At 64.7% G+C, this 25749-nt stretch carries 22 protein-coding genes; 15 read left to right on the plus strand and 7 right to left on the minus strand.

Annotated features, from left to right (window positions below):
* Positions 1 to 8: 8 nt before the first annotated feature.
* The 10 genes from PHI64_RS13860 (at position 9) to PHI64_RS13905 (ending at position 11306) form a co-directional block, all read left to right on the plus strand.
* Entirely contained in the window at positions 9 to 1100 is a 1092-nt protein-coding gene (locus PHI64_RS13860; protein WP_299883770.1) for an N-acetylneuraminate synthase family protein, read from the plus strand.
* A gap of 20 nt (positions 1101 to 1120) precedes the next feature.
* Positions 1121 to 2179, plus strand: coding sequence for an NAD(P)-dependent oxidoreductase (locus PHI64_RS13865; RefSeq protein ID WP_299883772.1), 1059 nt, complete (start codon positions 1121 to 1123; stop codon positions 2177 to 2179).
* Between the two features lie 7 nt (positions 2180 to 2186).
* Positions 2187 to 5819 (plus strand): glycosyltransferase, encoded by a 3633-nt coding sequence (locus PHI64_RS13870; protein WP_299883774.1) that lies wholly within the window; start codon positions 2187 to 2189, stop codon positions 5817 to 5819.
* Positions 5820 to 6109: 290 nt separating this feature from the next.
* Positions 6110 to 6934, plus strand: a complete 825-nt coding sequence (locus tag PHI64_RS13875; RefSeq protein WP_299883776.1) for a flagellin — start codon at positions 6110 to 6112, stop codon at positions 6932 to 6934.
* 77 nt (positions 6935 to 7011) lie between these two features.
* Entirely contained in the window at positions 7012 to 7401 is a 390-nt protein-coding gene (locus PHI64_RS13880; RefSeq protein WP_299883778.1) for a flagellar protein FlaG, read from the plus strand.
* Positions 7402 to 7654: 253 nt separating this feature from the next.
* Positions 7655 to 9040, plus strand: a complete 1386-nt coding sequence (gene fliD / locus PHI64_RS13885; RefSeq protein ID WP_299883781.1) for a flagellar filament capping protein FliD — start codon at positions 7655 to 7657, stop codon at positions 9038 to 9040.
* A gap of 18 nt (positions 9041 to 9058) precedes the next feature.
* Positions 9059 to 9472, plus strand: a complete 414-nt coding sequence (gene fliS, locus PHI64_RS13890; RefSeq protein ID WP_299883782.1) for a flagellar export chaperone FliS — start codon at positions 9059 to 9061, stop codon at positions 9470 to 9472.
* A gap of 19 nt (positions 9473 to 9491) precedes the next feature.
* On the plus strand, positions 9492 to 9836 hold the full coding sequence (locus tag PHI64_RS13895; RefSeq protein ID WP_299883785.1) for a flagellar protein FliT: 345 nt from the start codon (positions 9492 to 9494) through the stop codon (positions 9834 to 9836).
* 23 nt (positions 9837 to 9859) lie between these two features.
* Positions 9860 to 10951 carry a flagellar hook-length control protein FliK gene (locus PHI64_RS13900; RefSeq protein ID WP_299883787.1) on the plus strand — a complete coding sequence of 364 codons (1092 nt, stop codon included), beginning with the start codon at positions 9860 to 9862 and terminating at the stop codon, positions 10949 to 10951.
* The gene (locus PHI64_RS13905) at positions 10938 to 11306 is read left to right on the plus strand and encodes an EscU/YscU/HrcU family type III secretion system export apparatus switch protein (RefSeq protein WP_299883789.1); all 369 of its coding nucleotides are present in this window, start codon (positions 10938 to 10940) and stop codon (positions 11304 to 11306) included. The genes PHI64_RS13900 and PHI64_RS13905 overlap by 14 nt, the downstream gene beginning before the upstream one ends.
* Here the strand turns inward: PHI64_RS13905 and PHI64_RS13910 are convergent.
* From PHI64_RS13910 to PHI64_RS13930, 5 genes are all read right to left on the minus strand, one after another.
* Positions 11285 to 11557, minus strand: coding sequence for an oxidative damage protection protein (locus PHI64_RS13910; RefSeq protein ID WP_296569482.1), 273 nt, complete (start codon positions 11555 to 11557; stop codon positions 11285 to 11287). The two genes, PHI64_RS13905 and PHI64_RS13910, sit on opposite strands and share 22 nt — an antisense overlap.
* A 76-nt stretch (positions 11558 to 11633) precedes the next feature.
* Complete coding sequence (locus PHI64_RS13915) at positions 11634 to 13220, minus strand: sensor domain-containing diguanylate cyclase (RefSeq protein ID WP_299883792.1); 1587 nt, start codon at positions 13218 to 13220, stop codon at positions 11634 to 11636.
* 53 nt (positions 13221 to 13273) lie between these two features.
* Entirely contained in the window at positions 13274 to 14665 is a 1392-nt protein-coding gene (argA, locus tag PHI64_RS13920) for an amino-acid N-acetyltransferase (RefSeq protein WP_299883794.1), read from the minus strand.
* Between the two features lie 18 nt (positions 14666 to 14683).
* Positions 14684 to 16171 carry a polyphosphate:AMP phosphotransferase gene (pap, locus tag PHI64_RS13925; RefSeq protein ID WP_299883796.1) on the minus strand — a complete coding sequence of 496 codons (1488 nt, stop codon included), beginning with the start codon at positions 16169 to 16171 and terminating at the stop codon, positions 14684 to 14686.
* Entirely contained in the window at positions 16164 to 16904 is a 741-nt protein-coding gene (locus PHI64_RS13930; protein WP_299883812.1) for a 16S rRNA (uracil(1498)-N(3))-methyltransferase, read from the minus strand. Before PHI64_RS13930 ends, pap begins: the two co-directional genes overlap by 8 nt.
* 143 nt (positions 16905 to 17047) lie before the next feature.
* Between PHI64_RS13930 and PHI64_RS13935 the strand changes: the two genes are divergently transcribed.
* The gene (locus PHI64_RS13935; protein WP_299883798.1) at positions 17048 to 17854 is read left to right on the plus strand and encodes an inositol monophosphatase; all 807 of its coding nucleotides are present in this window, start codon (positions 17048 to 17050) and stop codon (positions 17852 to 17854) included.
* A 134-nt stretch (positions 17855 to 17988) separates the two neighbouring features.
* Positions 17989 to 18864, plus strand: a complete 876-nt coding sequence (locus PHI64_RS13940) for a phosphoribulokinase (protein WP_296569491.1) — start codon at positions 17989 to 17991, stop codon at positions 18862 to 18864.
* Between the two features lie 27 nt (positions 18865 to 18891).
* Here PHI64_RS13940 and PHI64_RS13945 read toward each other — a convergent pair whose 3' ends face one another.
* On the minus strand, positions 18892 to 20592 hold the full coding sequence (locus tag PHI64_RS13945) for a hypothetical protein (RefSeq protein WP_299883800.1): 1701 nt from the start codon (positions 20590 to 20592) through the stop codon (positions 18892 to 18894).
* A 92-nt stretch (positions 20593 to 20684) separates the two neighbouring features.
* Complete coding sequence (locus PHI64_RS13950; protein ID WP_299883802.1) at positions 20685 to 21998, minus strand: hypothetical protein; 1314 nt, start codon at positions 21996 to 21998, stop codon at positions 20685 to 20687.
* A gap of 253 nt (positions 21999 to 22251) precedes the next feature.
* Between PHI64_RS13950 and tkt the strand changes: the two genes are divergently transcribed.
* The 3 genes from tkt to pgk form a co-directional block, all read left to right on the plus strand.
* On the plus strand, positions 22252 to 24282 hold the full coding sequence (gene tkt / locus PHI64_RS13955) for a transketolase (RefSeq protein WP_299883804.1): 2031 nt from the start codon (positions 22252 to 22254) through the stop codon (positions 24280 to 24282).
* Between the two features lie 100 nt (positions 24283 to 24382).
* Positions 24383 to 25411, plus strand: a complete 1029-nt coding sequence (gene gap / locus PHI64_RS13960) for a type I glyceraldehyde-3-phosphate dehydrogenase (protein ID WP_299883806.1) — start codon at positions 24383 to 24385, stop codon at positions 25409 to 25411.
* Between the two features lie 67 nt (positions 25412 to 25478).
* Positions 25479 to 25749: phosphoglycerate kinase (pgk, locus tag PHI64_RS13965; protein ID WP_299883808.1), on the plus strand; the 271-nt coding region annotated here is incomplete at its 3' end.

Raw genomic sequence — 25749 nt, forward strand, 5'->3', positions numbered from 1 at the left:
GGTCCATCATGAGCAACGCCATCTTCGAAAACCTGTTCATCCTCGAACTCGCCAACAACCACTGGGGGCGCCTAGAGCGCGGGCTTCGCATCGTCAATGACTTTGCCCAGGTGGTGCGCTTCAACAACGTGCGGGCGGCCATCAAGCTGCAGTTCCGCGAGGTGGACCACTTCATCCACAAGGATTTCCGCGGCCGTGAGGACATCCGCTACGTCAAGAAGACCGAAGCCACCCGGCTCAGCAAGGCCGAGTACCGGACCCTGGTGAAGGCCATCAAGGAGCGCAACTGCATTCCCATGGCCACCGCCTTCGACGAGGCCTCGGTGGATCTGTGCGAAGAGCTGGATCTCCCCATCATCAAGATCGCCAGCTCCGACATCAACGACTGGTTCCTCATCGAACGCATCGCCGAGACGCGCAAGCCGGTCATCGTGTCCACCGGTGGCTCAACCCAGAAGGACATCGACGACATGGTGACCTTCTTCGCCAACCGCAACATCCCGCTGGCAGTGAACCACTGTGTCTCCATCTACCCCAGCGAGGATGACGAGCTGGAGCTGAATCAGATCGACTTCCTGCGCCAGCGCTATCCGAAGAACGTCATCGGCCTGTCCACCCACGAGTACCACGACTGGACGTCGTCGATGCTGCTCTCCTACGCCAAGGGCGCCCGCACCTGGGAGCGCCACATCGACGTCGAGGAGGACGGCATCCCCGTATCGCCCTACTGCTCCCTGCCCCACCAGATCGACCAATGGTTCAAGGCCTTCCACAAGGCGGTAGAGATGTGTGGCGGCACCGGCACGGCCAAGCGCGTGCCCAAGAAGAAGGAAACCGAATACCTGGACGGACTGGTCCGCGGTGTATACGCCAAGCGCGACCTCCCCGCCGGCTACGAGCTGCACCACCAGAACCTGGAAGACGATTTCTACCTGGCCATCCCCCTGCAGAAGGGCCAGCTGTCCTGCCGCGAGACCATGAACGGCCTCAAGCTGACCCGCCCCGTCACCAAGGACTCGCCCCTGGAGATCGACGACGTGGACAGCCCGTATTCCCAAAACGAATCCCTGCGCAAGCTCATCTATAGCCGCGGCTTGTGAGCCTTCGCAGCCCTGACGCCATGTCACGCCCCCTGCTCCCGTCCCCCGCCTGCCCTGCCGTCCACGGCCGGCTCGGGGCGCTGCTGGCTCACCTGGACACCCGAAGCCTCCACGACCAGCGGATCTTCGTGACCGGGGGAACGGGCTTCTTCGGCTACTGGCTGCTGAGCCTGTTCGACCTGCTGCACCGCCAGGGCGTGGCGCTGAAGGTCTGCGTGCTGTCCCGCTCGCCCACCGCCTACCTGGCTCGCGCACCCTACTTCGCCGACGCCCCCTGGCTGCAATGGCTGCAGGGCGACATCAAGGACTTCGGCGCCATTCCGGCATCCAACCTGCTGATCCACGCCGCCACCGACACCGACGCCGACGCCCATCGCCACCCGCTGGCGATCATGGACGACATCCTGCTCGGCACCCGCCACACCCTCGAACGGGCCCGGGAAGCCGGCGTGCGCCGCGCCCTCTACGTGAGCTCCGGTGCCGTGTATGGCCGACAGCCTGCCGACGTGGCGCAGATTCCCGAGGACGCGGCCTTTGCCTGCGACGCCCTGCACGCGGGCAGCGCCTACGGCGAAGCGAAGCGCGCCGCCGAGCAGTGGTGCCTGCAGTTCGGTCTGCAGCATGGCATCGCCATTCCTGTCGCCCGCTGTTTCGCCTTCGTCGGCGCCACCCTGCCCCTGGATGGCCACTTCGCCATCGGCAACTTCATCGGCGACGCCCTCGCCGGGCACGACATCCATGTCAGCGGCGACGGCAGCCCCCAGCGCAGCTACCTCTACGGCGCCGACCTGGCCATCTGGCTGCTGACCATCCTGCTCAGCGGGCAGCACGGCCGCGCCTACAACGTCGGCGCCGACCAGGGCATATCGATCGCCGAACTGGCTGGCCGGGTGCGCGACACCCTGGCTCCCGGCGCAGCCGTCCACATTGCCCGCGGCCAGGACGACAAGGCCGAACGCAACCGCTACATCCCCGCCATCGACCGGGCCCGCCATGAACTGGCGCTGGACGCCTGGACCCCCCTGGAGGAGGCCATCCGCCTGACGGCGGAATGTGCCTCTCCCGTATCGCAACCCTGAGCCGTCGATGACCGCCATGCGCCAACTCTTTTCCGCCCCCCGCCGCCCGTACTACATCGACGCACCGGCCTATCGGCGCACGTCAGCGGGCATCCGGGTCCTGCACCTCCTGTGCCATGCCCTCAACAGCATCGGCGAGGAGGCCTATGTCTACCCGACCGAAACCAACCCGATCCTCAACACCCCGCTGGTCACGCCCGAGCTCATGGAACGCCATAAGGCCACCGGCCGTGAGCCCATCGTCGTTTATCCAGAAGTTGTACCCGGCAACCCACGCAAGGCGGCCTCGGTGGTGCGCTACGTACTCAACCGGGCCGGGCTGCTGGGGGGAGACAGCGTCTATGCGGACACCGAGCTGATTTTCGGCTTCGGTCTCAATGCCCTGCCGGACGATGCAGACCCGCAGAACATCCTGTTCCTGCCGCCCATCGATACCGCCATCTTCAACAACCTGAACAACCCCTTCGATAATCAGCGCAGCGGCGCCCTGCTCTACCCTGGTCGCCACCAGGCTGCGCTGGCCCAATATCCCCAATTGGCCACCGAGGCCACCCTGATCACCTACAGCTGGCCCGAAAGCCACGAGGCCCTGGCTGATCTGCTGCGCCGCAGTGAGGTGGTCTATTGTTTCGAATCCACAGCCATCGCCGCCGAAGCGGCCTTGTGCGGCTGCCCAGCGGTAATCCTCCCGTCCCCCTTCTTCAATGGTGTCGCCCTGAGCGAGGCCGAGATCGGCCGCAACGGGATCGCCCTGAACGATTCGCCGGAAGAAATCGCCTTTGCCCGCAGCAGCGTCGGAAAGATGTGGGACGCCTACCAGGCGGCGGAGGCACGCTTCTGGAGCCAGCTGGATCACTTTGTCGCCACCACCCAGGCTATGCCGGTCAGCGACGTTTCCGCCCAGCCCGCCGAAGACCCCGCAGCCGCCGAAGCCCGTCAGACCTATGCGGTGTGGCGCAAACGCCAGAGTCTGCAGGAGATCGACGCCCAGCTCCTCGCCGAGCGCATGGTCCTCAAATGGACCCAGCGCCCCGGTCTACATCTGCTGCTGGCCTTGCACGCGGGGGAAGAAAGCCTCCTCGCCGACACCCTCGACAGTCTGGCCGCCCAACTCTATCCCGAATGGATGCTGACGGTGGTCACCGTGCTGCCCACCCCGGAAGGCCTGGCCGACATCCCCAACCTGCAATGGCTGTCCGTACGCGATCCGGCTCATATCGATTACGTCATCGACGAGATGGCTGCCGCCTCGCCGGGCACCTGGCTGGCCCGCATCGAGCCGGGTGTCACCCTTGAGCCCCACGCCCTGCAGGTCATCGCCGACTACATCAACCACTGCCCCGACTGGCGCCTGATCTACTGCGACGAGGATACCCGCGACACGGACGGCAGCTTCAACCACCCCCTGTTCAAACCCGACTTCAATCTCGACCTGCTGCGCGCCCAGGCCTATTTCGGCTGCCTGGTATTCGTGGAGAAGCAGAGTTTCCTGGCCGCCGGCCGCTATGGCCAGCACGCTGGCGCCGAGAACTACGACCTCTCCCTGCGCACCCTCGAACTCGCTGGCGAAGCCGCCATCGGCCACATCAGCCAGATGCTGGCCCACCTGCCCCGCCAGTCAAGCCGCGCCATGGTACCCGAGGCCGAACGGGCAGCCCTGGCCGATCACCTGACACGCCTCGGCCTCAACGCCCTCATCCACGACGGCGCCCTGTTCGGCACCCGCCGCGTGGAATATCGCTGGAACGCGGCACCACTCGTCAGCATCATCATCCAGACCCGCGACCGGGAAGAGTACCTGCGCCCCCTGCTCGAGAGCATCGCCACGCGCACCCGCTACCCGAACTACGAGGTGGTGGTGGTAGACAACGACAGCACTGACCCGGATGCCCTCCAGTTCCTGGCGCAACTGGGCAGCACAGCGCCGTGGATCGAGCGGGCCCGCGTCATCGCCTGCCCCGGCACTTTCAGCTACGCCCTGGGCGCCAACACCGGAGCCGCAGCCGCCCGGGGCGACTACCTGTTCTTCCTCGACAACGACACCCATGTGGTGCAGGAGGACTGGCTGGACCGTTTGATGTCCCTGGCCTGCCGGCCCGACGTGGGCATCGTCGGGCCGCGCCTGACCTACCCCGAGACCGCCAAGGTGCAGCAAGCCGGCTGGATCCTAGGCCTGCGCGGCACAGCCGCCAGCGTCTGGAACAACGATGCGGAAATCACCGACCCAGGCTACATGGGTCGCGCCCTGTGCGATCAGAACGTCAGCGCAGTATGCGGCTCGGCCCTGCTGGTCCGGCGCAGCCTGTTCGAACAGCTGGGGGGGATGGACGGTGAACGCTTCCCTCTCGCCCACAGCGCCCTGGATCTATGCCTGCGCGCCGCCGACACCGGGCTCAAGGTGCTGTGGACGCCCTACGCCATGCTGGTGCATTACGATGCCATCTCCCTCAAGGCACGCCAACGCAAACCGGAAGGCGCCCTGGCCGACCTGCTCGCGGCCCTCGAAGCCAACGACCGGCTGCTCAAGCGCTGGCTGCCGCGCCTGGCCAACGACCCGGCCTACAACCGCAACCTGAGCCTGGTCGACGCCTTCAAGCCCGAGCACATCACCCCCGTCGACTGGGACACCCACTTCCACGACCGGCCGCGCATCCTCGGCGTGCCCCTCACCGGCGGAGCCGGCGAATACCGCCTGCGCGCGCCCCTGCGCGCCATCGGCCAGGCCGGCCTCGCCCAGACCATGATCTGCGAACCGCCTAAAGCCTTCTCGGTGCGCATCCTGTCGCCCATCGAACTGGCCCGCGCCGCGCCCGACTCGATCATCCTGCACCAGCCCCTCGACGATCCGCAGACCGACGCCCTTGAGGCCTATGCCCGCTACACCCCCCAGGTAAAGCGAATCATCACCATCGACGACCTGGTCACCGCTTTACCCAAAAAGAACTCCTTCTACAAGTCCGGCTTCAAGGATGCCCGGCCACGCCTGCGCCGCACCCTGGGCATGGCCGACCGGCTGGTGGTCAGCACCCGCCCCCTGGCAGACATCTGCGCCGACATGATCGGCGACATCCGGATCATGCCCAATTGCCTGGAAAGCAGCCTGTGGGGCGACGTGGTGCCACCACGCCTGCCACGCAGGAAGCCGCGGGTCGGCTGGGCCGGCGCCCAGCAACATCTGGGCGACCTTGAACTCATCTACACCGTGGTCGAAGCCCTAACCGACGAAGTGGACTGGATATTCATGGGCATGTGCCCCGAGCCGCTGAAGCCCTTCGTGCGGGAATCCCACGGCTTCGTTCAGGATTTCCGCCTGTATCCCCAGGCCCTGGCCCGGCTCGACCTGGACCTCGCCATTGCCCCGCTGGAGATCCACAGCTTCAACGAATGCAAGAGCAATTTGCGCCTCCTCGAATACGGCGCCATGGGCTGGCCGGTGATCTGCACCGACATCTACCCTTACCAGAACGCACCGGTCACCCGCCTGGCCAATGACCCTCAGAAGTGGATTTCCACGATCCGCGAGCAGCTCGCCGAGCCCGATGCCCTGCGCGAAGCCGGCCTCATCCTGCAGCGCTGGGTCGCCGACGGCTTCATCCTCGAAAACCACGCCGCCAGCTGGTTCGCGGCCTACGGACCATGAAGGCCATCGCCCTCAAGCCTGAAAGCATGTCGAAAACCGGTCGCCCAGGGCAACCGTGTCACATCTTTTTTGGCTAAAGCTTTGTTTTTTGGGGCCGCTATCAAAGGCCAAGCGGTAATCCGCCGACACCCACCCTAAAAACAAAAAAATGAAAAAAGTCAACAATTTTCTAAAGTCCTTCCAGCGTCTCCCGTTAATGATTTCAACGGCGGTTGCCTTACACACACCGGGCAAGGCGAACCAAAGTTAAGCCTAAACGCTTATCTTGAACGGACTTAAGGAGAACCAAAATGGCTGCCACTATCAACACCAATGCGATGTCGCTCAATGCGCAACGCAACCTTTCCACCTCCCAGGCCAGCCTGGCGACTTCCGTGCAACGTCTGTCTTCCGGCCTTCGCGTCAATAGCGCAAAGGATGACGCCGCAGGCCTGGCAATTGCCGACCGCATGAACTCGCAAGCCAAGGGCTTCGACGTGGCAATCCGCAACGCCAACGACGGTATCTCCATGGCGCAGACCGCTGAAAGCGCGATGCAGGCCGTGACCGACAACCTCCAGCGGATGCGCGAACTGGCCGTGCAGGCAGCCAACGGCACCTACTCCTCCGGCGACCAAGCCAACCTGGACACCGAATTCCAGCAACTGCAACAAGAAATCCAGCGTGTTATCGGCGGCACCACCTTCAACGGCCAGAACGTGCTGAGCCAGAGCGGTGCAGTCACCTTCCAGGTCGGCGCTGGCACCGCAACCACCGATACCATCACGGTGCAGGGCAGTGCGGTTTCCCTGACCGGCGTGTCCGCCGCGGTGACCGGCAGTGTGACCAGCGTCAGCGGCGCCACCGCAGCGATTGCGAGCATCGACACCCAGTTGAATAACCTGAACACCGCCCGGGCCACCTGGGGTGCCGTGCAAAACCGCTTCACCTCGGTTGTGCAGACCCTGCAGGTCGCGTCCGAGAACGCCAACGCGTCGCGCGGCCGGATCATGGATGCCGACTTCGCGAAGGAAACCGCCAACATGACCCGCGGCCAGATCCTGCAACAGGCCGGCACCGCGATGGTGGCTCAGGCCAACAGCATGCCCAACAACGTGCTGTCCCTGCTGAGATAAACCGCCGCACAGCGAACGTGACAGGCGCCGCCGCCGCATAGCCGGTGCGACGCCTGTCGCAATAGTGGGAGATCATCATGAGCATCCAGTCCGTCGGCGCGAGCAGCACGCAATACGCGCCTCCCGTACAGAATCCTGGGCAGAACCTGGGCACAGGCGCCGTACGTACGGTGGAGGCTACTCCCGAAGCAGGCCGCACCCAGGAAACGAACGCATCCAAGAGCACGCCCGGGACGCCACCGACAAGCGAACAGCTGAACCAAGCCGTCAAACAGATCCAGGACGTGATCAAGCAGACGGCCAACAGCCTTCAATTCTCCATCGACGAAGACATCGGCGTTACCGTCGTGAAAGTCATCGATACGGAATCAAAGAAAGTCATCCGGCAGATTCCATCGGAAGAAGTCATGGATATCGCAAAAGCCCTCGACAAACTGCAGGGTCTGCTCGTCAAGCAGAAGGTTTGACCCCCTTTCCGTAGCCACCCCCTCCCCTGGCAACACTTATCCCACCCTGGAGGTGGGATTTTCTTTTCCCGGACGAAACGCACGCTTACGATGATTACCGCAGGAAGCGGTCAGACATGAGGTCATGCCGATGCAACCTTCGTGACCTGGCACAGTCCATGCTGCATGAGTGCAGGATCGGCAAAGCACTCAAGTTTGTGCAAGTAACGCCGTAATCGAAACCAGTAGTGACGAAGCAACACGGGGGTACATCATGGCAAGCCTTTCTTCAGCCGGCATTGGTTCGGGTCTTCAGGTCGAGTCGATCATCAGCGGCCTGATGGCCATTGAAAAACAACCCCTTACCAAACTCCAGAGCCAGCAGACCAGCTACCAGTCGAAAATCTCCGCCCTCGGCACCCTGAAAAGCGGCATCTCTGCCCTGCAGACGGCCGCCAAGGCCCTGACACCGGCAATCGGCCAGAGCGCAACGGCAGCTTTTTCCGCTTACAAGGCAAGCCTTGCCGATTCGACCATCGGCACCGTCACCGCCGGCAACACCGCCGTCCCCGGAACCTACTCCATCGAAGTCACGGCCCTCGCCACCAACCAGCGCCTTGCCCTGGGCAAGACCTACGCAGCTGGCGATCCGGTGATTGATTTCGGCGCTGACAGCACCCGCACCCTGACCGTCACCAAGGGCGGAACGCCCGTCGACATCACCATCGAAAGCGGTCAGAACACCCTCGCGGGCGTCCGTGACGCCATCAACAAGGCCGAGGCTGGGGTCAATGCGACCATCGTGACGGACACCAACGGAAAGCAGAATCTCCTGCTCACAGCCACAACCGGTGGCACCGCCGCCGCCGTCAGCCTGTCAGGCACGGCAACCTTCATCGACCCCGATGCACCGGGCAGCCCCATTGCCGCTTCGAGTGCCTTCACCCAGACCCAGGCCGCCACGGATGCGGCGGTGAAGATCCAGGGCGTATCCATTGCCACCAAGGGCAACACCATCACCGACGCAGTGGATGGCATCACCCTTCAGCTGACCAAGACAGGCTCGACCAGCCTGACCGTTACCCGTGACAACTCCGAGCTGAAGACCAAGGTCGAGAGCTTCATCAGCGCCTACAACAGCTTGAACGCCTCGGTGAAGAGTCTCGGTGCCTACAATGCCACCACCAAGACCAGCGCTGCCCTCAACGGCGACGCCTCCCTGCGCACCATCCAGGCCCAAGTCCGGGGTGCGATCACAAACACGCCGGACAGCCTGTCGACCAATGCGATCAAGACCCTGGCCGACATGGGCGTGTCCTTCCAGAGCGACGGCACACTGAAGCTCGATTCGACCAAGTTCGACAAGGCCGCCAGCACCAACTTCTCTGCAGTAGCCACGGCGCTCGGTGCCTACGGCGACGTGATGAAGACCACCACCACCAACCTGCTTGGCACGAGCGGGGTCATTGCAAGCCGCACGGAAGGCTTGAACTCCACCATCAAGAACCTCGACAAGCGGATCGACGCCCTCAACAACCGCCTGACGATGATAGAAAAAACATACCGGGCGCAATTCACCGCCCTGGATTCGACCATGACGAGCATGAGCACGACCAGCAGCTACCTGACCCAGCAGTTGTCCATCCTCGCCAGCCTGTAACCCCGACCGGAGAACAAGATGTCGTTTGGCCTCGCCGCCCGTCGTGCTGCCTCAATCTATGCTGAAGTCGGCGTGGAAAGCGGCGTCTCCACCGCGGACCCCCACCAACTCATCCTGATGCTCTTCGAAGGCGCCCTGCTGCAAATCGGCACGGCCGCCATCGCCATGGACAACAAGGACATTCCAACCAAGGGCGCCGCCACCTCCAAGGCCATCGAGATCATCACCAACGGACTCAAGGTCAGCCTCGACTACGAAGCCGGCGGCGAACTGGCCGAGCGCCTTGGCGCCCTATACGACTACATGACGCAGCGTCTGCTGTACGCGAACCTGCACAACAGCCGGCCCGCCCTGGACGAGGTGGCCCGTTTGCTCAACGAACTGAAAGGCGCCTGGGAAGAAATCGGCACGTACGACCAGGCCAACCGCTAAGACAGCCGGAGAAAATTGCATGAGCTCCCTAGCCCTTCTGCAACAGATGAGCGCCTACTCCACCGAAATGGTGGACGCGGCACGGGCCAATGACTGGGATCGGCTAACCCGCCTCGAACGCCAGGTCGCCTCCCTGCGTGACCGCCTTGGCGTGGAAGAAGCCCTGGGCTTCCCTGGCCGCCCGCGCCAGATGTCGGAAGACGAACGCAAGAAAAAGGTGGCCCTGATCCGGCGCATTCTTGACGACGACAAAGAGGTCCGTGTACACACCGAGCCGTGGATGGACAATGTGCGCCAGTTGCTCTCGGGCGGCGTACGCCAGCGCAATGTGCGCGCGGCCTACGGCGACCCCGAAATCGGCTGAGCGCCGCCCCGGGCGGGCAATCCATGATTCCCGGTGATCTTGCCGCCCGCCTGCGGATGCTCACTGAAGCCAGTTTTTTTTCGGGCGAGCAGAACGTCGCACCCCTGGCCCGCACCCGGGCCATTCCCGCCGATCTGCCAAGCTTCACCCCTGGCGAACGCATCACCGCAACCCTGCAGAACATCAACAAGGACCAAACCGTCCAGGGCAGGGTCAATGGTCGCGACGTGGTGCTCTCCCTGCCCCAATCGGTCAAGGCCGGCGACACCCTCGAACTGATCGTCAGCGAGGTCACCCCCCGAGCGATCTTTGCCAGTCTGGCCAACCCTGCCCCACAGCCCTCCGACAAGCCCGCGCTCAGCCAGGCCGGCAAACTCATCAGTTTTCTCCTCACCGGCCAGCCATCCCCCGGCGCCGCCCGCCTCAATGGTGGTGAAGCCCTGGCTCCAGCACCCCCCCAAAGCGCGGCCGCCACCGCCCAACTGGCCGCCAGGCTGGGCACTGCGGTGAGCGAAAGCGGGCTGTTCTACGAGTCCCACCAGACCCGCTGGCTCGCCGGGCAGATGAGCACGGCAGCATTACAAAAGGAACCCCAAGGCCAGCTTGCCGCCCGCCACCAGGCAAGCGCAGGCCTCGTCGCCGCCAATGTGGCCGGTGCTGACGAAGCTGGCAGCACGAGCACCACGACGATGCAGGCCTCCGCCACATCCCGGGCCGCAGATTCAGCGCCGGTCGCCGAACGCCTGCTGCCACTGGTTCACCAGCAACTCGACACCCTGGCCACTCACCAGATTGTCTGGCAGGGGCAGATCTGGCCCGGGCAACAGATGGAATGGGAAATCGAAGATCCGGGCGCCCACGACGCATCCGACGACGATGCCCCCGAGCCCAACTGGAACACCACCCTGCGCCTGACCCTGCCTGGCCTGGGCGGCATCGAAGCACGCCTGCACCTCACCCCGGCCGGCGTTGCAGTGCGGCTGGTCGCTGGCGATGCACGCAGCCGCGACATTCTCACTGCCGGCCAACCTCGTCTGGCCGAGGCCCTGGATGCGGTCAACATACCACTCACCGGGATGGTGGCCGAACTGGCAGTACCAGATGAACAGCCCTGAACACCCATCCGAACCCCGGGCCGAAGCCGTTGCCCTGGCCTACAACGCGGGCAACGCAGCCCCGACTGTAGTCGCCAAAGGCCGTGGCCTGATCGCTGCCGAGATCATCTCGCGAGCCCGGGAGGCCGGCGTCTATGTACACGAGTCACCAGAGCTGGTCGCCCTGTTGATGCAGGTGGACCTGGATGCCCGCATCCCGCCTGAACTCTACATCGCCGTGGCCGAGTTGCTGGCCTGGCTGTACAGCCTGGAACAGGGCACCCAGACGGGCATGCCCGTAAAAATGGCCCCAAAATTTCCGGGGCCATCATCGGGCAAGGGGCAAGCGTCGAATCAGGACGCTGGCGGCACGTAACCACCAATCTGATCCGCACCGCCACCAAAAAAGTAGCGATCCATCTGCTCGGCCAGGTACTTGCGGGCCCGAGCGTCCATCAGGTTGAGGCGGTTTTCGTTGATCAGCATGGTCTGGTGCTTGACCCACTGCTGCCAGCCTTCCTTCGAGACGTTCTCGAAAACCTTCTTGCCGAGTTCGCCGGGAAGGGGCGGGAAATCCAGACCTTCGGCCTCACGACCGAGCTTCACACAATTCACCATCCGTGCCATTTTTCACCTCTAGAGTTGGGAACCCCGCGCCGCCTTTGGCTTGCAGCCTCAAGGCAGCCCGGGACACGACCGGATTCTAGCCTGCCGGAGAGGTACGATCCAGCCGCCCGGCCGCGGACTCGCGGGCGAATTCCCAGCAATTTCCTCCCAGGGCCTTGGCCACATACATGGCCCGATCGGCAGCACCGATCAGGTGCTCGCCATCGTTCTCGTGCCGCGGCCCCAGGGCAATGCCGATGCTCGCCGTCACCGCAACGGACTCCCCCGCGAAGGCAAAGCGCAGGCTACTGATACACACACACACCCGGCGCGCCAGCTCGGACAGTTCCTGGGCCGAAGCCGTCGGCACCAGAATCGCAAACTCGTCACCGCCCATGCGGAAAAACATTTCGTTGCGCCGGACCACCGCCCCCACCGCGCCGGCCAGCCCGATGAGCACCTCGTCGCCAGCCTGGTGGCCATACAAATCATTGACCGGTTTGAACCCGTCCAGATCGATGGCCAACAGGCCCACCGACTCTCCATGACGGCGCCCGTCGGCCAGCATGCGTTCAAGCTCCTCATGAAAACGACGACGATTGAAGAGATTGGTCAGCGGATCACGCTCGGCCAGGCGCATCAGCTGGGCGGCCACGCGGAGCTGCTCGGTGACATCCTCGAACACCCAGATCCGCCCGATCTCACCCACATCGTCAGGCCCGGGCACAACCCGCGAGAACTCCCGCACCACCCGACCATCCTTGAAATGGATCTCGAAGGGCTCGCTCGGCTCCTGCTGCTGCTGCACGTCGGCCACATGACGCTGGTACGCGTCGGGATCGTCGATGAACTGGATGATGTGCTGCTGCAGCACCACGTCACGCACCCCGACGAAGCCATCTCCCGGGGGCAAGCCCCAGATGCCATACAACGCCCGGTTACAAAACACCACCCGGCGGTCAGTATCCATAAACAGGATGCCCATCCGCACCACATCGAGCAGCGCTGACAAGCGCGAGCGCTCCTCGTTGCTGCGGCGCAGGTAATGCTCGGACAAGGCCTGGGCCCGGCGCAGGGCCGCGACCGACTCCAGGAGCTTGTACTCGGCCTCTTTGCGGGCCTGCACATCGCTCATCGAAGCACGCAGGCCCAGCAGGCTGCCAGCTTCGTTTCGAATCGGCTGCCAGCGGCAGACCACCCACATCTGCCCTCCCGACTTGGTGGAAAGCCTCAGCTCCGACTCCGTCGCCACACCTGTCTGCAACACTTGCCGGACCTGATCACGGCAATACCGGCGGTCCTTGTCATAGACCAGCAGTTCGATGAAATCACCGGCCAGCACCTCATCCGGGGTGTAGCCGGTGCAGGTTTCAACAGCCCGATTGACCCAATACAGCTTTCCAGCCGGGTTGATCCAACCCTCAATGCCGCCACCGGACTCCGCCGCAAGCCGGAAATAGCGATCCTGGCTGTCGCCTGCGTCCGTCAGCCCTCCTCCCAGTGACACCGCCTTGCCCTGCGGCATCGGCAAGCTCTCGCTCAGCTGGGCAATGCGCTGCCTCAGGTGCAACACATAGCCCCCCCCCGCCCGCCCCAGCATTACAGCGACACCAGCCACCGCGGTCACCACTGGCGAGGCCATGCTCTCGGGCAGCGCCGCCAGCGCGTGAGCAGCCGGGAACATCAGCCCCGACGCAGCCAACGGCAGGTGCACAGGAACGACTTTCGCTAGAGATTTCACAGTGTCTTCATGAACACCTTTGAACGCCTGCTCACATCGTACATCTCCCGCTTCTGGCGCGGCAGATCCTCCGGGGGAGCCTCCCGGAAACCCCGCTCCCGGAACCAGTCGGCGGTACGCGTGGTGAGCACGAACAGCCGCTCCACCCCCAGCGCTCGGGCACGCCTTTCCATGCGACGCAGGAGCATTTCGCCCAGCCCGGCACGGCGATGCTGGGGCACCACCGCCACGCAGGCCATCTCCGCCGCGCGCTCGTCGATAAAGGGGTACAGAGCCGCGCAGCCCACCAACACACCGTCGTATTCAACCACAGTGAAACGCTCGATCTCCTCCTCCAGACGCTCCCGGCTGCGCCGCACCAGGGTGCCGTCGGCCTCCATCGGGGCGATCACGCTGCCCAGCGCACCCACGTCCTCGATGGTCGCCTCACGCAGGCGGAACAGGGGGTCGCGAGTCAGCACGGTGCCTACGCCCTGGGGCGTGAAGAACTCCAGCAGCAGGCCGCCGTCCTTGTCCCGGTCGATCAGATGAGCACGCCCCACACCCTGGCGCACAGCGCGGATCGCGCAGGGCAGGTAGAGGTCCAGGTCCTCGGTCATCCCTTCGCCGGTCTTCAGCTTGGCCTCCGCATCGTCGGCGGTGATGGCCTCGATGAGGCCGCCCTTGCTGTCGAGCAGCCCCGGCGCATCGCACAGGTAGATGAGCTTCTCGGCCTTGAGGGCAATGGCCACGGCCTCGGCCACGGCCTCCATGCTCATGTTGAAGATCTCCCCCGCCGGGGACACGCCCAGGGGCGACATCAGCACCACGTTCTGCTGATCCAGATCGGCGGCGATCTCTTCGGCGATCACCTTGCGCACCGTGCCGGTAAAACCATAATCGACCCCATCGACGACCCCAACCGGCTTGGCTGTGACGAAATTGCCGCCGGTCACACGCATGAAGCTGCCGGCCATCGGGGTGTTGGGCAGGCCCTGGGAGAGCAGGGCCTCCACCTCGATGCGGGTCACTGCCATGGCCGCCTTGACGCACTCCAGTGCAGCGGCGTCGGTCACCCGCAGCCCCTTGTGATAGCGCGGCATCAACCCCCGGCGGGCCAACTCGGCCTCAATCTGCGGACGCGCACCATGCACCAGTACCAGGCGCACCCCCAGAGCGGCGAGCAGGTTGCAATCGTAGGCCAGGGTCTGGGCCAGCTCCCCTGCCGCCACTTCACCACCGAACCCGAGGACGAAGGTCTTGCCGCGAAAGGCATGGATATAGGGCGCAGCAGCCCGCACCCAGGCGACGAAACGCTGGGAGAGGTGATCGGCCTGCCCGGGGGCTGGCACAGTGGCAGAAGTCGTCACGCTGGTTTCCGGAATGGCCAAGTCGGCAGTGGTCTGCATTTTAGGGTCAGTTGTCCTTCATTTTTTGATGGCGGTTTCAAGCTTTTCGACAAGCGTGTCCAGAATCTTGACCCGTGCGAAGTATTTGTTGTCGGCCTCGACCAGGGTCCAGCCGGCATTCTCGGTGCTTGTGCGGTCAATCATGTCGCATACGGCGGGTTCGTAGGCCGGCCACTTCTCCCGGTTGCGCCAGTCCTCTGCGGTGATTTTGTAGCGTTTGAAGGCCTCGGCCTCCCGATCCTTGAAGCGCTGGAGTTGCTCGTCGCCGCTCACCGACAGCCAGAACTTGACCACGATGGCGCCCGCCGACACCAGTTGATCCTCGAAATCGTTGATTTCCGCGTAGGCACGCATCCAGTCGGCCTCCGAGCAGAAGCCCTCAACCCGCTCGACCAGTACCCGGCCATACCAGGAACGATCAAAGATGGCCACCTTGCCCTCCCTGGGCAGGCGCCGCCAAAAGCGCCACAAGTAAGGCTGGGCGCGCTCCTCGTCGCTTGGGGCGGCGATCGGGATCACCGTGTACTGACGGGTATCCAGGGCCTGGGTGACGCGTCGGATGGCGCCGCCCTTGCCTGCTGCATCCATGCCCTCGAACACCAGGACCAGGCTCCGCCGGGCAAAGGCATCGCTGCGTACCGCCAGCGCCAGGCGCCCCTGCAGCTTCTCCAGTTGCTTATCATAAGTTTTCTTGTCCATGGGCTGGTTCAGCACAAGGGCATTGAGGAGATTGCGCTGGTCGACCTGAGTGGGTAATTGGGGAGCGGTAAGACGCGTCCGGTAGCCCTTGCCGAGGGCGTCCAGCTTGCGCTGCATACCGTCAAGCAAGGTCCGCCCCACGTGCGCCGCCCGGTAATCGGGGTCGGAGCCATCAACGATCACCCACGGTGCAATGCCGGTGCTGGTGCGGCGCAGCACGTGCTCGGCCACCTCACGATAACGGTCGTACTCCTCGTAGAACCGCCAGTCCGCCTCACGCACCCGCCAGCGGGTGTCGGGATTCGCCTCAAGGGCCTTGAGACGCTTCTTCTGCCCGCCTCGGGAGAGGTGGAACCAGAACTTCACAAGCAGCACGCCCTCCGCAGCGAGCATCGCCTCGAAGCGGTTGAACTCGGACAGGCGCTGATCGAGGCGAGGCTTCTTGATGCGCCCGAAAGCCCGGTCACCGATCAACTCGGAATACCAGTTGCCGAACAGGATGCCGATCTTCCCCTTGGGGGGCAGAGCGCGCCAGAAGCGCCACAAGAAGGGGCGCTCACACTCCTCCTCGGTGGGACGGTCAAAAGCATGCACCTCGATGTGCCGCGGGTCCATCCACTCATTGAGGAGGTTCACCGTTTCGCCCCGCCCCGCGCCATCGATGCCATTGATCAGAATCACCGTGGCGAAGCCTTTTTTCTCGAGCAGCTCGAACTGAGCGTTGAGCAAGGCCGTGCGCAGTTGCGGCTCGATCTCGTCATACTCGGCTTTCGACAGTCGGTGGCCCAATTCCGCCGATTCAAACATGCCCCTCTCCCGAAAAATCGCCCCACAGGGTTTGCAGGGCCGCCATCGCCGCCACGCCGGCCGTTTCAGTGCGCAGAACCCGCGGCCCGAGGGCCAGGGGCGCACAACCGGCTCGCTCCGCCAGGGCCAGTTCTGCCGTCGACCACCCCCCCTCCGGCCCGATCAGCACGGCCAGCGGCCCCTGGGGTGCAGCCTTGCGGGCCAGAGCGCCAGCGGCGCCGGGTGCCAGAATCAGGCGAGCGCCCTCGGCAGGCAGCGCCAAGTAGCGAGCCAGGCTGAGGATTTCGCCCACCACCGGCACCCGGTTGCGTCCCGACTGCTCGCAGGCCGCCACCGCGATCTGCCGCCAGTGCGCCACCCGCTTCTCAGCCCTATCGCCAGACAGCTTCAGCACCGAACGCTCCGCCGCCACCGGCTGGATGGCCACTGCACCTAGCTCCACTGCCTTCTGCACGACCCAGTCCATCTTGTCCCCGCTGGCCAGCGCCTGCACCAGGGTGATCGCCAGCGGCGACTCCTGCTCGACCGGCAGGCGCGGCCCGAGCCGTGCCAGGGGGTGCTTGCCCAGGGCGGTCAGGGTGGCCGCAAACTCGCCACCACGCCCGTCAAAGAGGACCACCGAATCACCCACAGCGAGGCGCAGAACACGCTCGGCGTGGTGCGCGACTGGCGCGGGCAGGGGAATTTCGCAATCGGGAACAAGCCCCTCGGGGCAGAAGAAGCGCGGATTCATCATGCTATTATCGCCAAAACCACGTTACTCAACGGGACTGAAACGCGGCTTGCGCCGGTCATGCCGGTGTTCCCGGCGCTTCAGCCCAGCCAGGCCCGGCCGTTAAGGTCGAGGTCTTTATACCTTTAGCCTCCCAGCACCCGATGACCAGCGCCCAGCGCCTCGAATACGCCCGCACCCTGGCAGAGACGGTCCGCCGGATGGCCCACGAGACCATCCTGCCCCGCTATCTGCGTGCCGTGCGCGAACAGAAGGCCGACGGCAGTGTGCTTACCGAGGCCGACCTGGCCTCCCAGGCCGCCCTCGTGGAATGCCTGCCCGAGCTCATCATGGCACCGGTCCTGGGCGAGGAAATGACCGCCGAGGAACAAGGCCGCGTCTGGCACGAAGGTGTCAACGGCCTGTGGGTCATCGACCCCATTGACGGCACCACCAATTTCGCCAACGGCATCCCTTTTTTCGGCGTCGCCGTAGCCTACCTGGTCAATCACAAGACCCAGATCGGGGTGGTCTATAACCCGGTCACCGATGAAGCCTTCTACGCCGGCCGAGGTGCTGGAGCCTGGCTCAACGACATTCCGCTACCCATGCGCCAGCCCGCCAGCCATCTCAGGGAGGCCGTGGCCGGCGTGGACTTCAAGCGCATCAGTCATCACCTCGGCGACGAACTGGCAGTCCGCCCGCCCTATTACTCCCAGCGCAACTTCGGCTCCAGCGCCCTGGAATGGTGCTATGTGGCGGCTGGACGTCTCGACGTTTACCTCCACGGCGGCCAGATGCTGTGGGACTACGCCGCCGGCCGCCTGATCCTCGAAGAAGCCGGGGGCAGCTACAGCACCCTTGGCGGCACGCCGCTCACAGCCGGGCCCGCCATCAAGCGTTCGGTCATCGCCGCGGCCAGCCCGGCCCTGTTCGAGCAGTGGCGCACCTGGCTGCACGCCCACTCCTGAGGGAGCGACAAGGCCGGCGGTCCGTTTTTTGCTAAATCAGCCTTCCCGAGGCCGAAAACCCTGCGATCGAGTGCTTTTGGATCAGGCCATGCCTCGTGCCCTGCTCCAAGACTATTCACTTTCGGGAAGCAGTCATGTCCATGAAGCACCCCATCATCGTGGTCACCGGCTCCTCAGGGGCTGGCACCACCACGGTAAAACACACGTTCGAAGGCATCTTCTGGCGCGAGAAGGTCAACGCGGCAATCATTGAAGGGGACAGCTTTCACCGCTACACCCGCGAAGAGATCCGCCGGCTGATCATCGAAGCCGAAAGCAAGGGGCAACGGGGCATCAGCCATTTTGGCCCGGAGGCCAACCTGCTCGAAGAACTCGAACAGCTGTTCCGCACCTACGGCGAATCAGGTGGTGGCAAGCGTCGCTACTATCTGCACCATGCCGAGGAAGCCGCCCGGCGCGGCCTGCGCCAGGGCGACTTCACCCCTTGGGAAGACCTGCCCCAGGACACCGACTGCCTGTTCTACGAAGGCCTGCATGGCGCCGTGATCACCGACAAGGTGAATACCTGTCGTCATGCCGACCTGCTGATCGGCGTAGTTCCCATCACCAACCTGGAATGGATCCAGAAGATCCATCGGGACACCAAGACCCGGGGCTATTCGCTTGAAGCGGTGCAGGAGACCATTCTGCGGCGCATGCACGACTACGTGCATTACATCGTGCCCCAGTTCTCCCACACCCACATCAACTTCCAGCGGGTGCCCATGGTGGACACCTCCAACCCCTTCATCGCCCGGGACATCCCCACGGCCGACGAGTCCATGGTCATCATCCGTTTCCGCGACCCCCGCGGTGTCGACTTTCCTTACCTGCTGCGCATGATCCACGACAGCTTCATGAGCCGCGCCAACACTATCGTGGTGCCCGGCGGCAAGCTCGACCTGGCCATGCAACTGATCCTCACCCCGCTGATCTGGAAGCTCATGGAGCGCCGCCGGCAGTGGGTCTGATGCACTGAAAGCCCAGCCCGGCCCCGCTCAGCGCGGGGCCGCTGCGGCGATGTCTTTGCCCACGTCAGTCTTCAGATCGTCCCGGAATTCGCCTTCCCAGCCTTCGCCACTGGCCCAGAAGAGGCGCCCGAGTCCGTGCTTCTTGCCCAGCACCCAGGCACCTTCATAGCGGTTGCCGTTCTTCCAGGCGTAGGTGCCCTGACCGTGGAAGAGGCCCCGTGAGAACTCACCCGTGTAACGATCACCAGAGGCAAACACGAGGGTGCCACGCCCGCCAGGCTCCTCATCCTGGACGGCCCCCTCATAGCGATTGCCCCCCGGAAACTGGATCACCCCGTAGCCCACGGCCCGGTCATCCACCCAGTCGCCCTCGTACCACTGCCCACCCACCCAATTGAAACGCCCCTTGCCCTGGCGCCGGCCCTTGACCAGCGTACCGGTGAATCGCTCGCCGTTGGCCCATTCAACCAACCCGGTGCCACTGACCTCGCCCGTCTCGGACACGATGGCGAAGGCACCCCGGTAGGTGGTGTCACCGGCAACCACCACCCCATCGGCAACAGGGGCTGCGCGGGGTTCAACGACTGGCGCATCCGCCGGCCGTGCGGGGATTGGCACGGGCTTGGGTGGCGCAGGGGTATTCACCGTCGCTGCAGCGGTCCGCGTGCCTGCCACCAGGGCGTTCCCCGGCGTTGCGATGGGGCCCGCGGCCCCCGAGGCCGTCGCCACCACCGGCGCCGGGCTTGCGCCGGTGGGCGGGCTGCCCACCCCGACAGGGCCCGGCGGCGGCAGCTTCTTGCTGCCGTACATCGCCATGGCCTGAGCCGGCAGCGGCGCACCACGCTCCCGGGCAAGCGCATCTGCATTGGTGCGGGCAAGGGTCTGGGGAACGCCCCGACAGGCGGTCGCAGCATCTCGCCAGCCCACTTCGGCGCGGATGGAGAGTTGGTCCCGCTCGCCCGCTGACAGGTTGGCGCCATTGGTCTTGAGGCGCTGGGCCTGATCGGTGGCGGCATCCCACAGGGGGCCGCAGTGCTCGGCATTGTGGGCATCCACGTGGGTCTGCTCCGCCTTGCGCTGGGCCTGCTGCTGGCGGGTGCCGGAGCATTTGTCCGCAGCCCCTTCCCAGGCCATCGCTGCCTTGTCGTAGAGCATCGCCGCATCGTCCCAGCGCTTGTCCTTCCAGGCACCGCGGGCATAGTCCACCAGCGCCCCGGCGCTCTTCCAGGCGGCATCGCAGGCGGGCCCTGCGCTCAGCAGCTCGGCATTGGCGGCCCGCAGCCTCACCGTGGCGGCAAGGCTCTTCTCGGCCTTCTCCCGATGGGGCGACTGGCACAAGCCCACGGCCTCACGCCAAACCCCTTCGGCCTCGCCGAGAAGGCGTTCGACCTCCGCCGGGTCACCCTTGTCGTTGCGCGCCGCGGTTGCCCGCAGATCCAGATCAAGGGCTTTGTCGAGCCGCGGCAGGCATTCGGACTGATGGGACATGGCACGTTCCGCCAGCCTGAGCTCCGCCGTTGCCCGATCGCCCTGACGATTGGCCTGAATGGCTACTGAAGGGCAGGCCGCCGCGACCTTGAGAAAGGCACTCCCGGCCTCCCGCAGCACGGGCGCCGCTTCTCTCCAGCGCCGCGCAGCCGACGCATGCGCCCCCCGCTCAAGGAGCACCTCGGCCTCCTGCAGCAGCACAGGGCAATCCACAGCGGCCACCGAAGATTCCGTCGGCATGGCGGCAGCGGCATCCGGCTGCTGCGCTCTGGTGGAAGTGGCGATGGCGGACACACAGAACACAGCAAGGAAAAAGGAAGGCGTTTTCATCATCACTCGACCCCCGACTCCAGGGGCATCCTCAGCATTGCATCAATCAAGCCGCCACCGCCCTGCCCGGACGCCAGCATCGTGTCATCACTCTCGGCCCTCAAGGCGTGCTGACCGGCCTCCTCCGAGGCACTCGGCAGATCGGTCAGCCGGAGGGCAAACACCTCCAGAGATGCCCCCTTCAGCACGGCCGCCAACATCTCCTCCCGCTGGGTCTGCCGGGCCAGGGACGCAAAGCCCTGCAGGCGCTCCTCGTCGAACACGAAGGCGTTGTTAACCAGCCTCCGGTCCAGCAGTTTCTGGTGCAGCGTAGCGCCAGCCAGGGGGTCGCCCCCCACCGCCACGATACGGTCGTAGGCCCAGCGATCCGCGTAATCGAAGACTGTGGTGGCCACCCATGACAGGCTCGACACCGACAGGCCGACCCGCATCATGAAGGATTCGCGCAGCACGTTGCCGGCCTGCATCGCCACCACCTTGCCCACCTCTTCACCGACCTTCTGGGCGTACTCACGGCTGGCCTGTTCGGCAATGCTGCGCGCGGCTTCCTGAAGGGCCTGCTTGGCCGCAGCTTCACTGGCCGATTTGGCCGCCGCAGTGGCCGCCGCCTGTGCAGCCTGGTTGGCGGCCACCTTGGCCGCCTGGGCCGCCGCGTTGACCCCTACCGCCAGGGAGGCGATGTCAAACAAAGTCGAGACGATTTCCTTGCTGTAGTGGTAGGTCTTCATGCGGGCGCCGCCCTCTTCCGACAGGCCCTGGGTCCACAGCACCATCCACAGGGCTTCATCCGGGGTGATCTGGGGCACGAAGAGCTCCAGCGGATGAATGCTCATCAGCCAGTGGAAGTCCTGGTAGGCCGGCGTCAGGGGCGGCGCCAGGCGGGTGTAGCCACGGCACACCTCGAAGGGCTTGACCATCACCGTGCGCCCCGCTGCCGTCTTCACCGGGAAGGGATCACCGTCATCACGCAGCTCGGCGAGTTCGAGGAGCATCTTGTTGGCGTCGTCCTTGCGGTAGCCCTTGAGCTCCACCAGCTTGTCACCGGGCTGCAGACCACTGTCCTGGGTGGCGGCGATAACGGTAAGGCGCTCGTCAACCTGCAACGCCCGCACCCACGCCACCCTGTCGTCCACCGGCCAATCGAAACTGGTGGCCACACTGAAGGGCAGCTCCCACTGGCGGCTGCACCCTGGGTCCTTCAAGCCCGCGGAGCGGACGATGGCCGGGCGCAGGGCGCGCTCGCCATGCCCCATCAGGCGCAGGTTGGCAAGCAGGGTTTCATTCACCTTGCGGCCATCATCCACGGTGTATTCCATGGTGCTGCACCCGCTGGTGAACAAGGTCGCCAGCAGGGCAAGCAGAAGAGCCAGTCTGGAAAGGACGAGGGGCGGCACAGCGCGCTGTAAAAAAATGTAATTTCCGGAGCGAGCCGCGATTATGCCGGAGTTTGGACATGGCGGCCGCAAGTCCCCGCGCGCCCACAAATCCCCCGTCAAGGCTACCCAAGTGCCAGTAAATCAAAGATAATTGCGGTCTTTGCGCGCCGTTCCCCCGGCCCAAGGTTCTTCGATGTCTTCTTCGCGTAACGTCAAGCCGCCCGTCTTCAACTCCCTGACTGGCGCGATTCGCGCGCTGGCCATGGATGCCGTCCAGAAGGCCAACTCCGGTCACCCCGGCGCCCCCATGGGCATGGCCGAAATCGCTGAAGTTCTGTGGCGCCGCCATCTGCGCCACAACCCGGCCAATCCCCACTGGGCCGACCGAGACCGCTTCGTCCAGTCCAACGGCCACGGCTCGATGCTGATCTACAGCCTGCTGCATCTCACCGGCTACGATCTGTCCATCGACGACCTGAAGAACTTCCGTCAGCTGCACAGCAAGACCCCGGGCCACCCCGAGGTCGGCTACACCCCCGGCGTCGAGACCACCACCGGCCCCCTGGGCCAAGGCATCACCAATGCCGTGGGCATGGCACTGGCCGAGAAGATCCTCGCCGACAGCTTCAATCGCCCCGGCCACGCCATCGTCGATCACCACACCTATGTGTTCCTGGGGGACGGCTGCCTGATGGAGGGCATCTCCCACGAAGCCTGCTCCCTGGCGGGTACCTGGGGCCTGGGCAAGCTGATCGCCTTCTACGACGACAACAACATCTCCATCGACGGCCACGTTGAAGGCTGGTTCACCGACGACACCCCGAAACGCTTCGAAGCCTACGGCTGGCATGTCATCCGCGACGTCCAGGGCCACGACCCGGTCGAGATCGAGGCCGCCCTGAAGGCTGCGCAGGCCGAGACCGGCAAGCCCACGCTGATCTGCTGCAAGACCATCATCGGCGCTGGCGCACCCAACAAGCAGGACAGCCACGACGTCCACGGTGCCCCGCTGGGCGCAGCCGAGATCGAAGCCACCCGTGCCCACATCGGCTGGTCCCACGCCCCCTTCGAGATCCCCGCCGACGTCTACGCCGCCTGGGACGCGAAGGCCAAGGGCGCCGCACTTGAGGCCGACTGGAACACCCGTTTCACTGCCTACGCCACGGAATTCCCCGAACTCGCCGCCGAGTTCACGCGCCGCATGGCCGGCGAGCTGCCCGCCGACTGGGCCGCCCATGTGGAGTCCGTGCTCGCCAAGGTCACCGAAAAGGGCGAGACCATCGCCACCCGCAAGGCCAGCCAGAACAGCATCGAAGCCTTCGCGCCCAAGCTGCCCGAGCTTCTCGGCGGTTCGGCCGACCTGGCAGGCTCCAACCTCACCCTGTGGTCCGGCGCCAAGGGCGTCAGCAAGACCACCGGCGGTAACTATGTGTATTACGGCGTACGCGAGTTCGGCATGGCCGCCATCGCCAACGGCATCGCCCTGCACGGCGGCCTGGTGCCCTACACCGCCACCTTCCTGATGTTCAGCGAATACGCCCGCAATGCCCTGCGCATGGCGGCACTGATGAAGGTGCGCCAGCTCTTCGTGTTCACCCACGACTCCATCGGCCTGGGCGAGGACGGTCCGACCCACCAGCCTGTCGAGCAGACCGCCTCCCTGCGCCTGATTCCCAACATGGACGTGTGGCGCCCCTGCGACACCACCGAATCGGCCGTGGCCTGGGCCGCCTCCATCGAACGCCACGAAGGGCCCTCGTCCCTCGCGTTCTCCCGCCAGAACCTGCCCTTCCAGGTTCGCAGCGCCCAGCAGGTGGCCGATATTCGTCGTGGCGGCTACATCCTTTCTGAAGCCGGTATTGCTGCACAGCCGGCCGCCGCGCAAGCCGTTATCATCGCGACCGGATCGGAAGTCGCCCTGGCCGTGGCCGCCCAGAAGCAGCTGGCCGACGAGGGCATCGCCGTGCGTGTGGTGTCCATGCCCAGCACCAACGTCTTCGATCGCCAGGATGCCGCCTACCGCGCCGCCGTGCTGCCGGCCGGCCTGCCTCGCGTGGCTGTCGAAGCCGGCGTCACCGACGGCTGGTACAAGTACGTGGGCCTCGAAGGCATCGTGATCGGCCTCGACCGCTTCGGCGAATCGGCTCCGGCAGGCGAGCTGTTCAAGTATTTCGGCATCACCACCGAAGCTGTGGTCGCTGCCGTGAAAAAGGTTCTCGCCTGAGCGGGCGACGAACCGTACACAACAACAGGGTCGGCACCCCACGGGGTGTCGAATGCAACGTGATTTTGGTTTCGTGTATCTGAACTAGGGAGAAAAATCGATGAGCATCAAGGTCGCCATCAATGGTTTCGGTCGTATCGGTCGCTGTACGCTGCGCGCCATCTACGAGCAGGGTCTGCAGAACGAGTTTGAAGTGGTCGCCATCAACGCCTCCGGCGATCTGGCCACCAACGCCCACCTGCTGAAGTACGACACCACCCACGGCCGCTTCGCCACCTCCGTGGAAACCGAAGGCGACAACGTCATCATCATCGACGGCAAAAAGATCCCCTTCTACTCCACCAAAGACCCGAAGGGCGTCAACTGGGGCACCCACGGTGTGGACGTGCTGCTCGAATGCACCGGTGCTTACACCACCAAGGCAAAGGCCCAGGCCCTGCTCGACCAGGGTGCCAAGCGCGTGCTGATTTCCGCCCCCGGCGGCGACGATGTGGACACCACCATCGTCATGGGCGTCAATGAAGAGGCTCTCAAGGCCGGCATGACCGTCGTCTCCAACGCCTCCTGCACCACCAACTGCCTGGCCCCGGTTGCCAAGATCCTGGCCGACAGCGTTGGCATCAAGCAGGGCCTGATGACCACCATCCACGCCTACACCAACGACCAGGTGACCGTGGACGTCCGCCACAAGGATCTGCGCCGCGCCCGCGCCGCCGCCGCCAACATCATCCCGACCAAGACCGGTGCCGCCAAGGCCGTGGGCCTGGTGCTGCCGCAGCTGGTCGGCAAGGTGGACGGCTTTGCCCTGCGCGTGCCGACCATCAACGTGTCGCTGGTGGACCTGACCTTCACCGCCGACCGCGCCACCACCAAGGAAGAAATCAACGAGTTGATGACCGCTGCAGCCAACGGCCCGCTGAAAGGCATCCTGGCCGTCAACACCGAGCCGCTGGTGTCCTCCGACTTCAACCACACCACCGTCTCCTCCACCTTCGACGCAACCCAAACCCGCGTCATCAAGGGCGAAGACGGCTCCGTGCTGGTCAAGGTCCTGGCCTGGTACGACAACGAGTGGGGCTACTCCTGCCGCATGCTCGACGCGGCCCGTGCTTTCGTGAACGCCAAGTAATACCGCTGCGCCGACGCCCCGCCCCGTGCGGGGCGTTTTTCATTCCGACGCTTCAAAGTACATCATCATGCAAGTCAAGAAACTTACCGATCTCGACGTCAAGGGCAAGAAGGTCTTCATTCGTGCCGACCTGAACGTTCCCCAGGACGACGCCGGCAACATCACCGAAGACACCCGCATCCGCGCCTCCATCCCGTCCATCAGGTTCGCTCTCGAAGGCGGCGCGGCGGTCATGGTCACCTCCCACCTGGGTCGCCCCACCGAAGGCGAGCTGAACGCCGACGACACCCTCGCCCCCGTGGCCGTGCGCCTGGGCCAGATGCTCGGCAAGCCGGTGC

Source organism: Zoogloea sp. (assembly GCF_028689785.1).
Lineage (GTDB): Bacteria > Pseudomonadota > Gammaproteobacteria > Burkholderiales > Rhodocyclaceae > Zoogloea.

Coding starts and splice junctions, on each gene's coding strand:
- PHI64_RS13860 (WP_299883770.1), top strand. CDS start 9: ATGAGCAACGCCATCTTCGAAAACCTGTTCATCCTCGAACTCGCCAAC.
- PHI64_RS13865 (WP_299883772.1), top strand. CDS start 1,121: ATGTCACGCCCCCTGCTCCCGTCCCCCGCCTGCCCTGCCGTCCACGGC.
- PHI64_RS13870 (WP_299883774.1), top strand. CDS start 2,187: ATGACCGCCATGCGCCAACTCTTTTCCGCCCCCCGCCGCCCGTACTAC.
- PHI64_RS13875 (WP_299883776.1), top strand. CDS start 6,110: ATGGCTGCCACTATCAACACCAATGCGATGTCGCTCAATGCGCAACGC.
- PHI64_RS13880 (WP_299883778.1), top strand. CDS start 7,012: ATGAGCATCCAGTCCGTCGGCGCGAGCAGCACGCAATACGCGCCTCCC.
- fliD (WP_299883781.1), top strand. CDS start 7,655: ATGGCAAGCCTTTCTTCAGCCGGCATTGGTTCGGGTCTTCAGGTCGAG.
- fliS (WP_299883782.1), top strand. CDS start 9,059: ATGTCGTTTGGCCTCGCCGCCCGTCGTGCTGCCTCAATCTATGCTGAA.
- PHI64_RS13895 (WP_299883785.1), top strand. CDS start 9,492: ATGAGCTCCCTAGCCCTTCTGCAACAGATGAGCGCCTACTCCACCGAA.
- PHI64_RS13900 (WP_299883787.1), top strand. CDS start 9,860: ATGATTCCCGGTGATCTTGCCGCCCGCCTGCGGATGCTCACTGAAGCC.
- PHI64_RS13905 (WP_299883789.1), top strand. CDS start 10,938: ATGAACAGCCCTGAACACCCATCCGAACCCCGGGCCGAAGCCGTTGCC.
- PHI64_RS13910 (WP_296569482.1), bottom strand. CDS start 11,557: ATGGCACGGATGGTGAATTGTGTGAAGCTCGGTCGTGAGGCCGAAGGT.
- PHI64_RS13915 (WP_299883792.1), bottom strand. CDS start 13,220: ATGTTCCCGGCTGCTCACGCGCTGGCGGCGCTGCCCGAGAGCATGGCC.
- argA (WP_299883794.1), bottom strand. CDS start 14,665: ATGCAGACCACTGCCGACTTGGCCATTCCGGAAACCAGCGTGACGACT.
- pap (WP_299883796.1), bottom strand. CDS start 16,171: ATGTTTGAATCGGCGGAATTGGGCCACCGACTGTCGAAAGCCGAGTAT.
- PHI64_RS13930 (WP_299883812.1), bottom strand. CDS start 16,904: ATGAATCCGCGCTTCTTCTGCCCCGAGGGGCTTGTTCCCGATTGCGAA.
- PHI64_RS13935 (WP_299883798.1), top strand. CDS start 17,048: ATGACCAGCGCCCAGCGCCTCGAATACGCCCGCACCCTGGCAGAGACG.
- PHI64_RS13940 (WP_296569491.1), top strand. CDS start 17,989: ATGTCCATGAAGCACCCCATCATCGTGGTCACCGGCTCCTCAGGGGCT.
- PHI64_RS13945 (WP_299883800.1), bottom strand. CDS start 20,592: ATGCCGACGGAATCTTCGGTGGCCGCTGTGGATTGCCCTGTGCTGCTG.
- PHI64_RS13950 (WP_299883802.1), bottom strand. CDS start 21,998: ATGGAATACACCGTGGATGATGGCCGCAAGGTGAATGAAACCCTGCTT.
- tkt (WP_299883804.1), top strand. CDS start 22,252: ATGTCTTCTTCGCGTAACGTCAAGCCGCCCGTCTTCAACTCCCTGACT.
- gap (WP_299883806.1), top strand. CDS start 24,383: ATGAGCATCAAGGTCGCCATCAATGGTTTCGGTCGTATCGGTCGCTGT.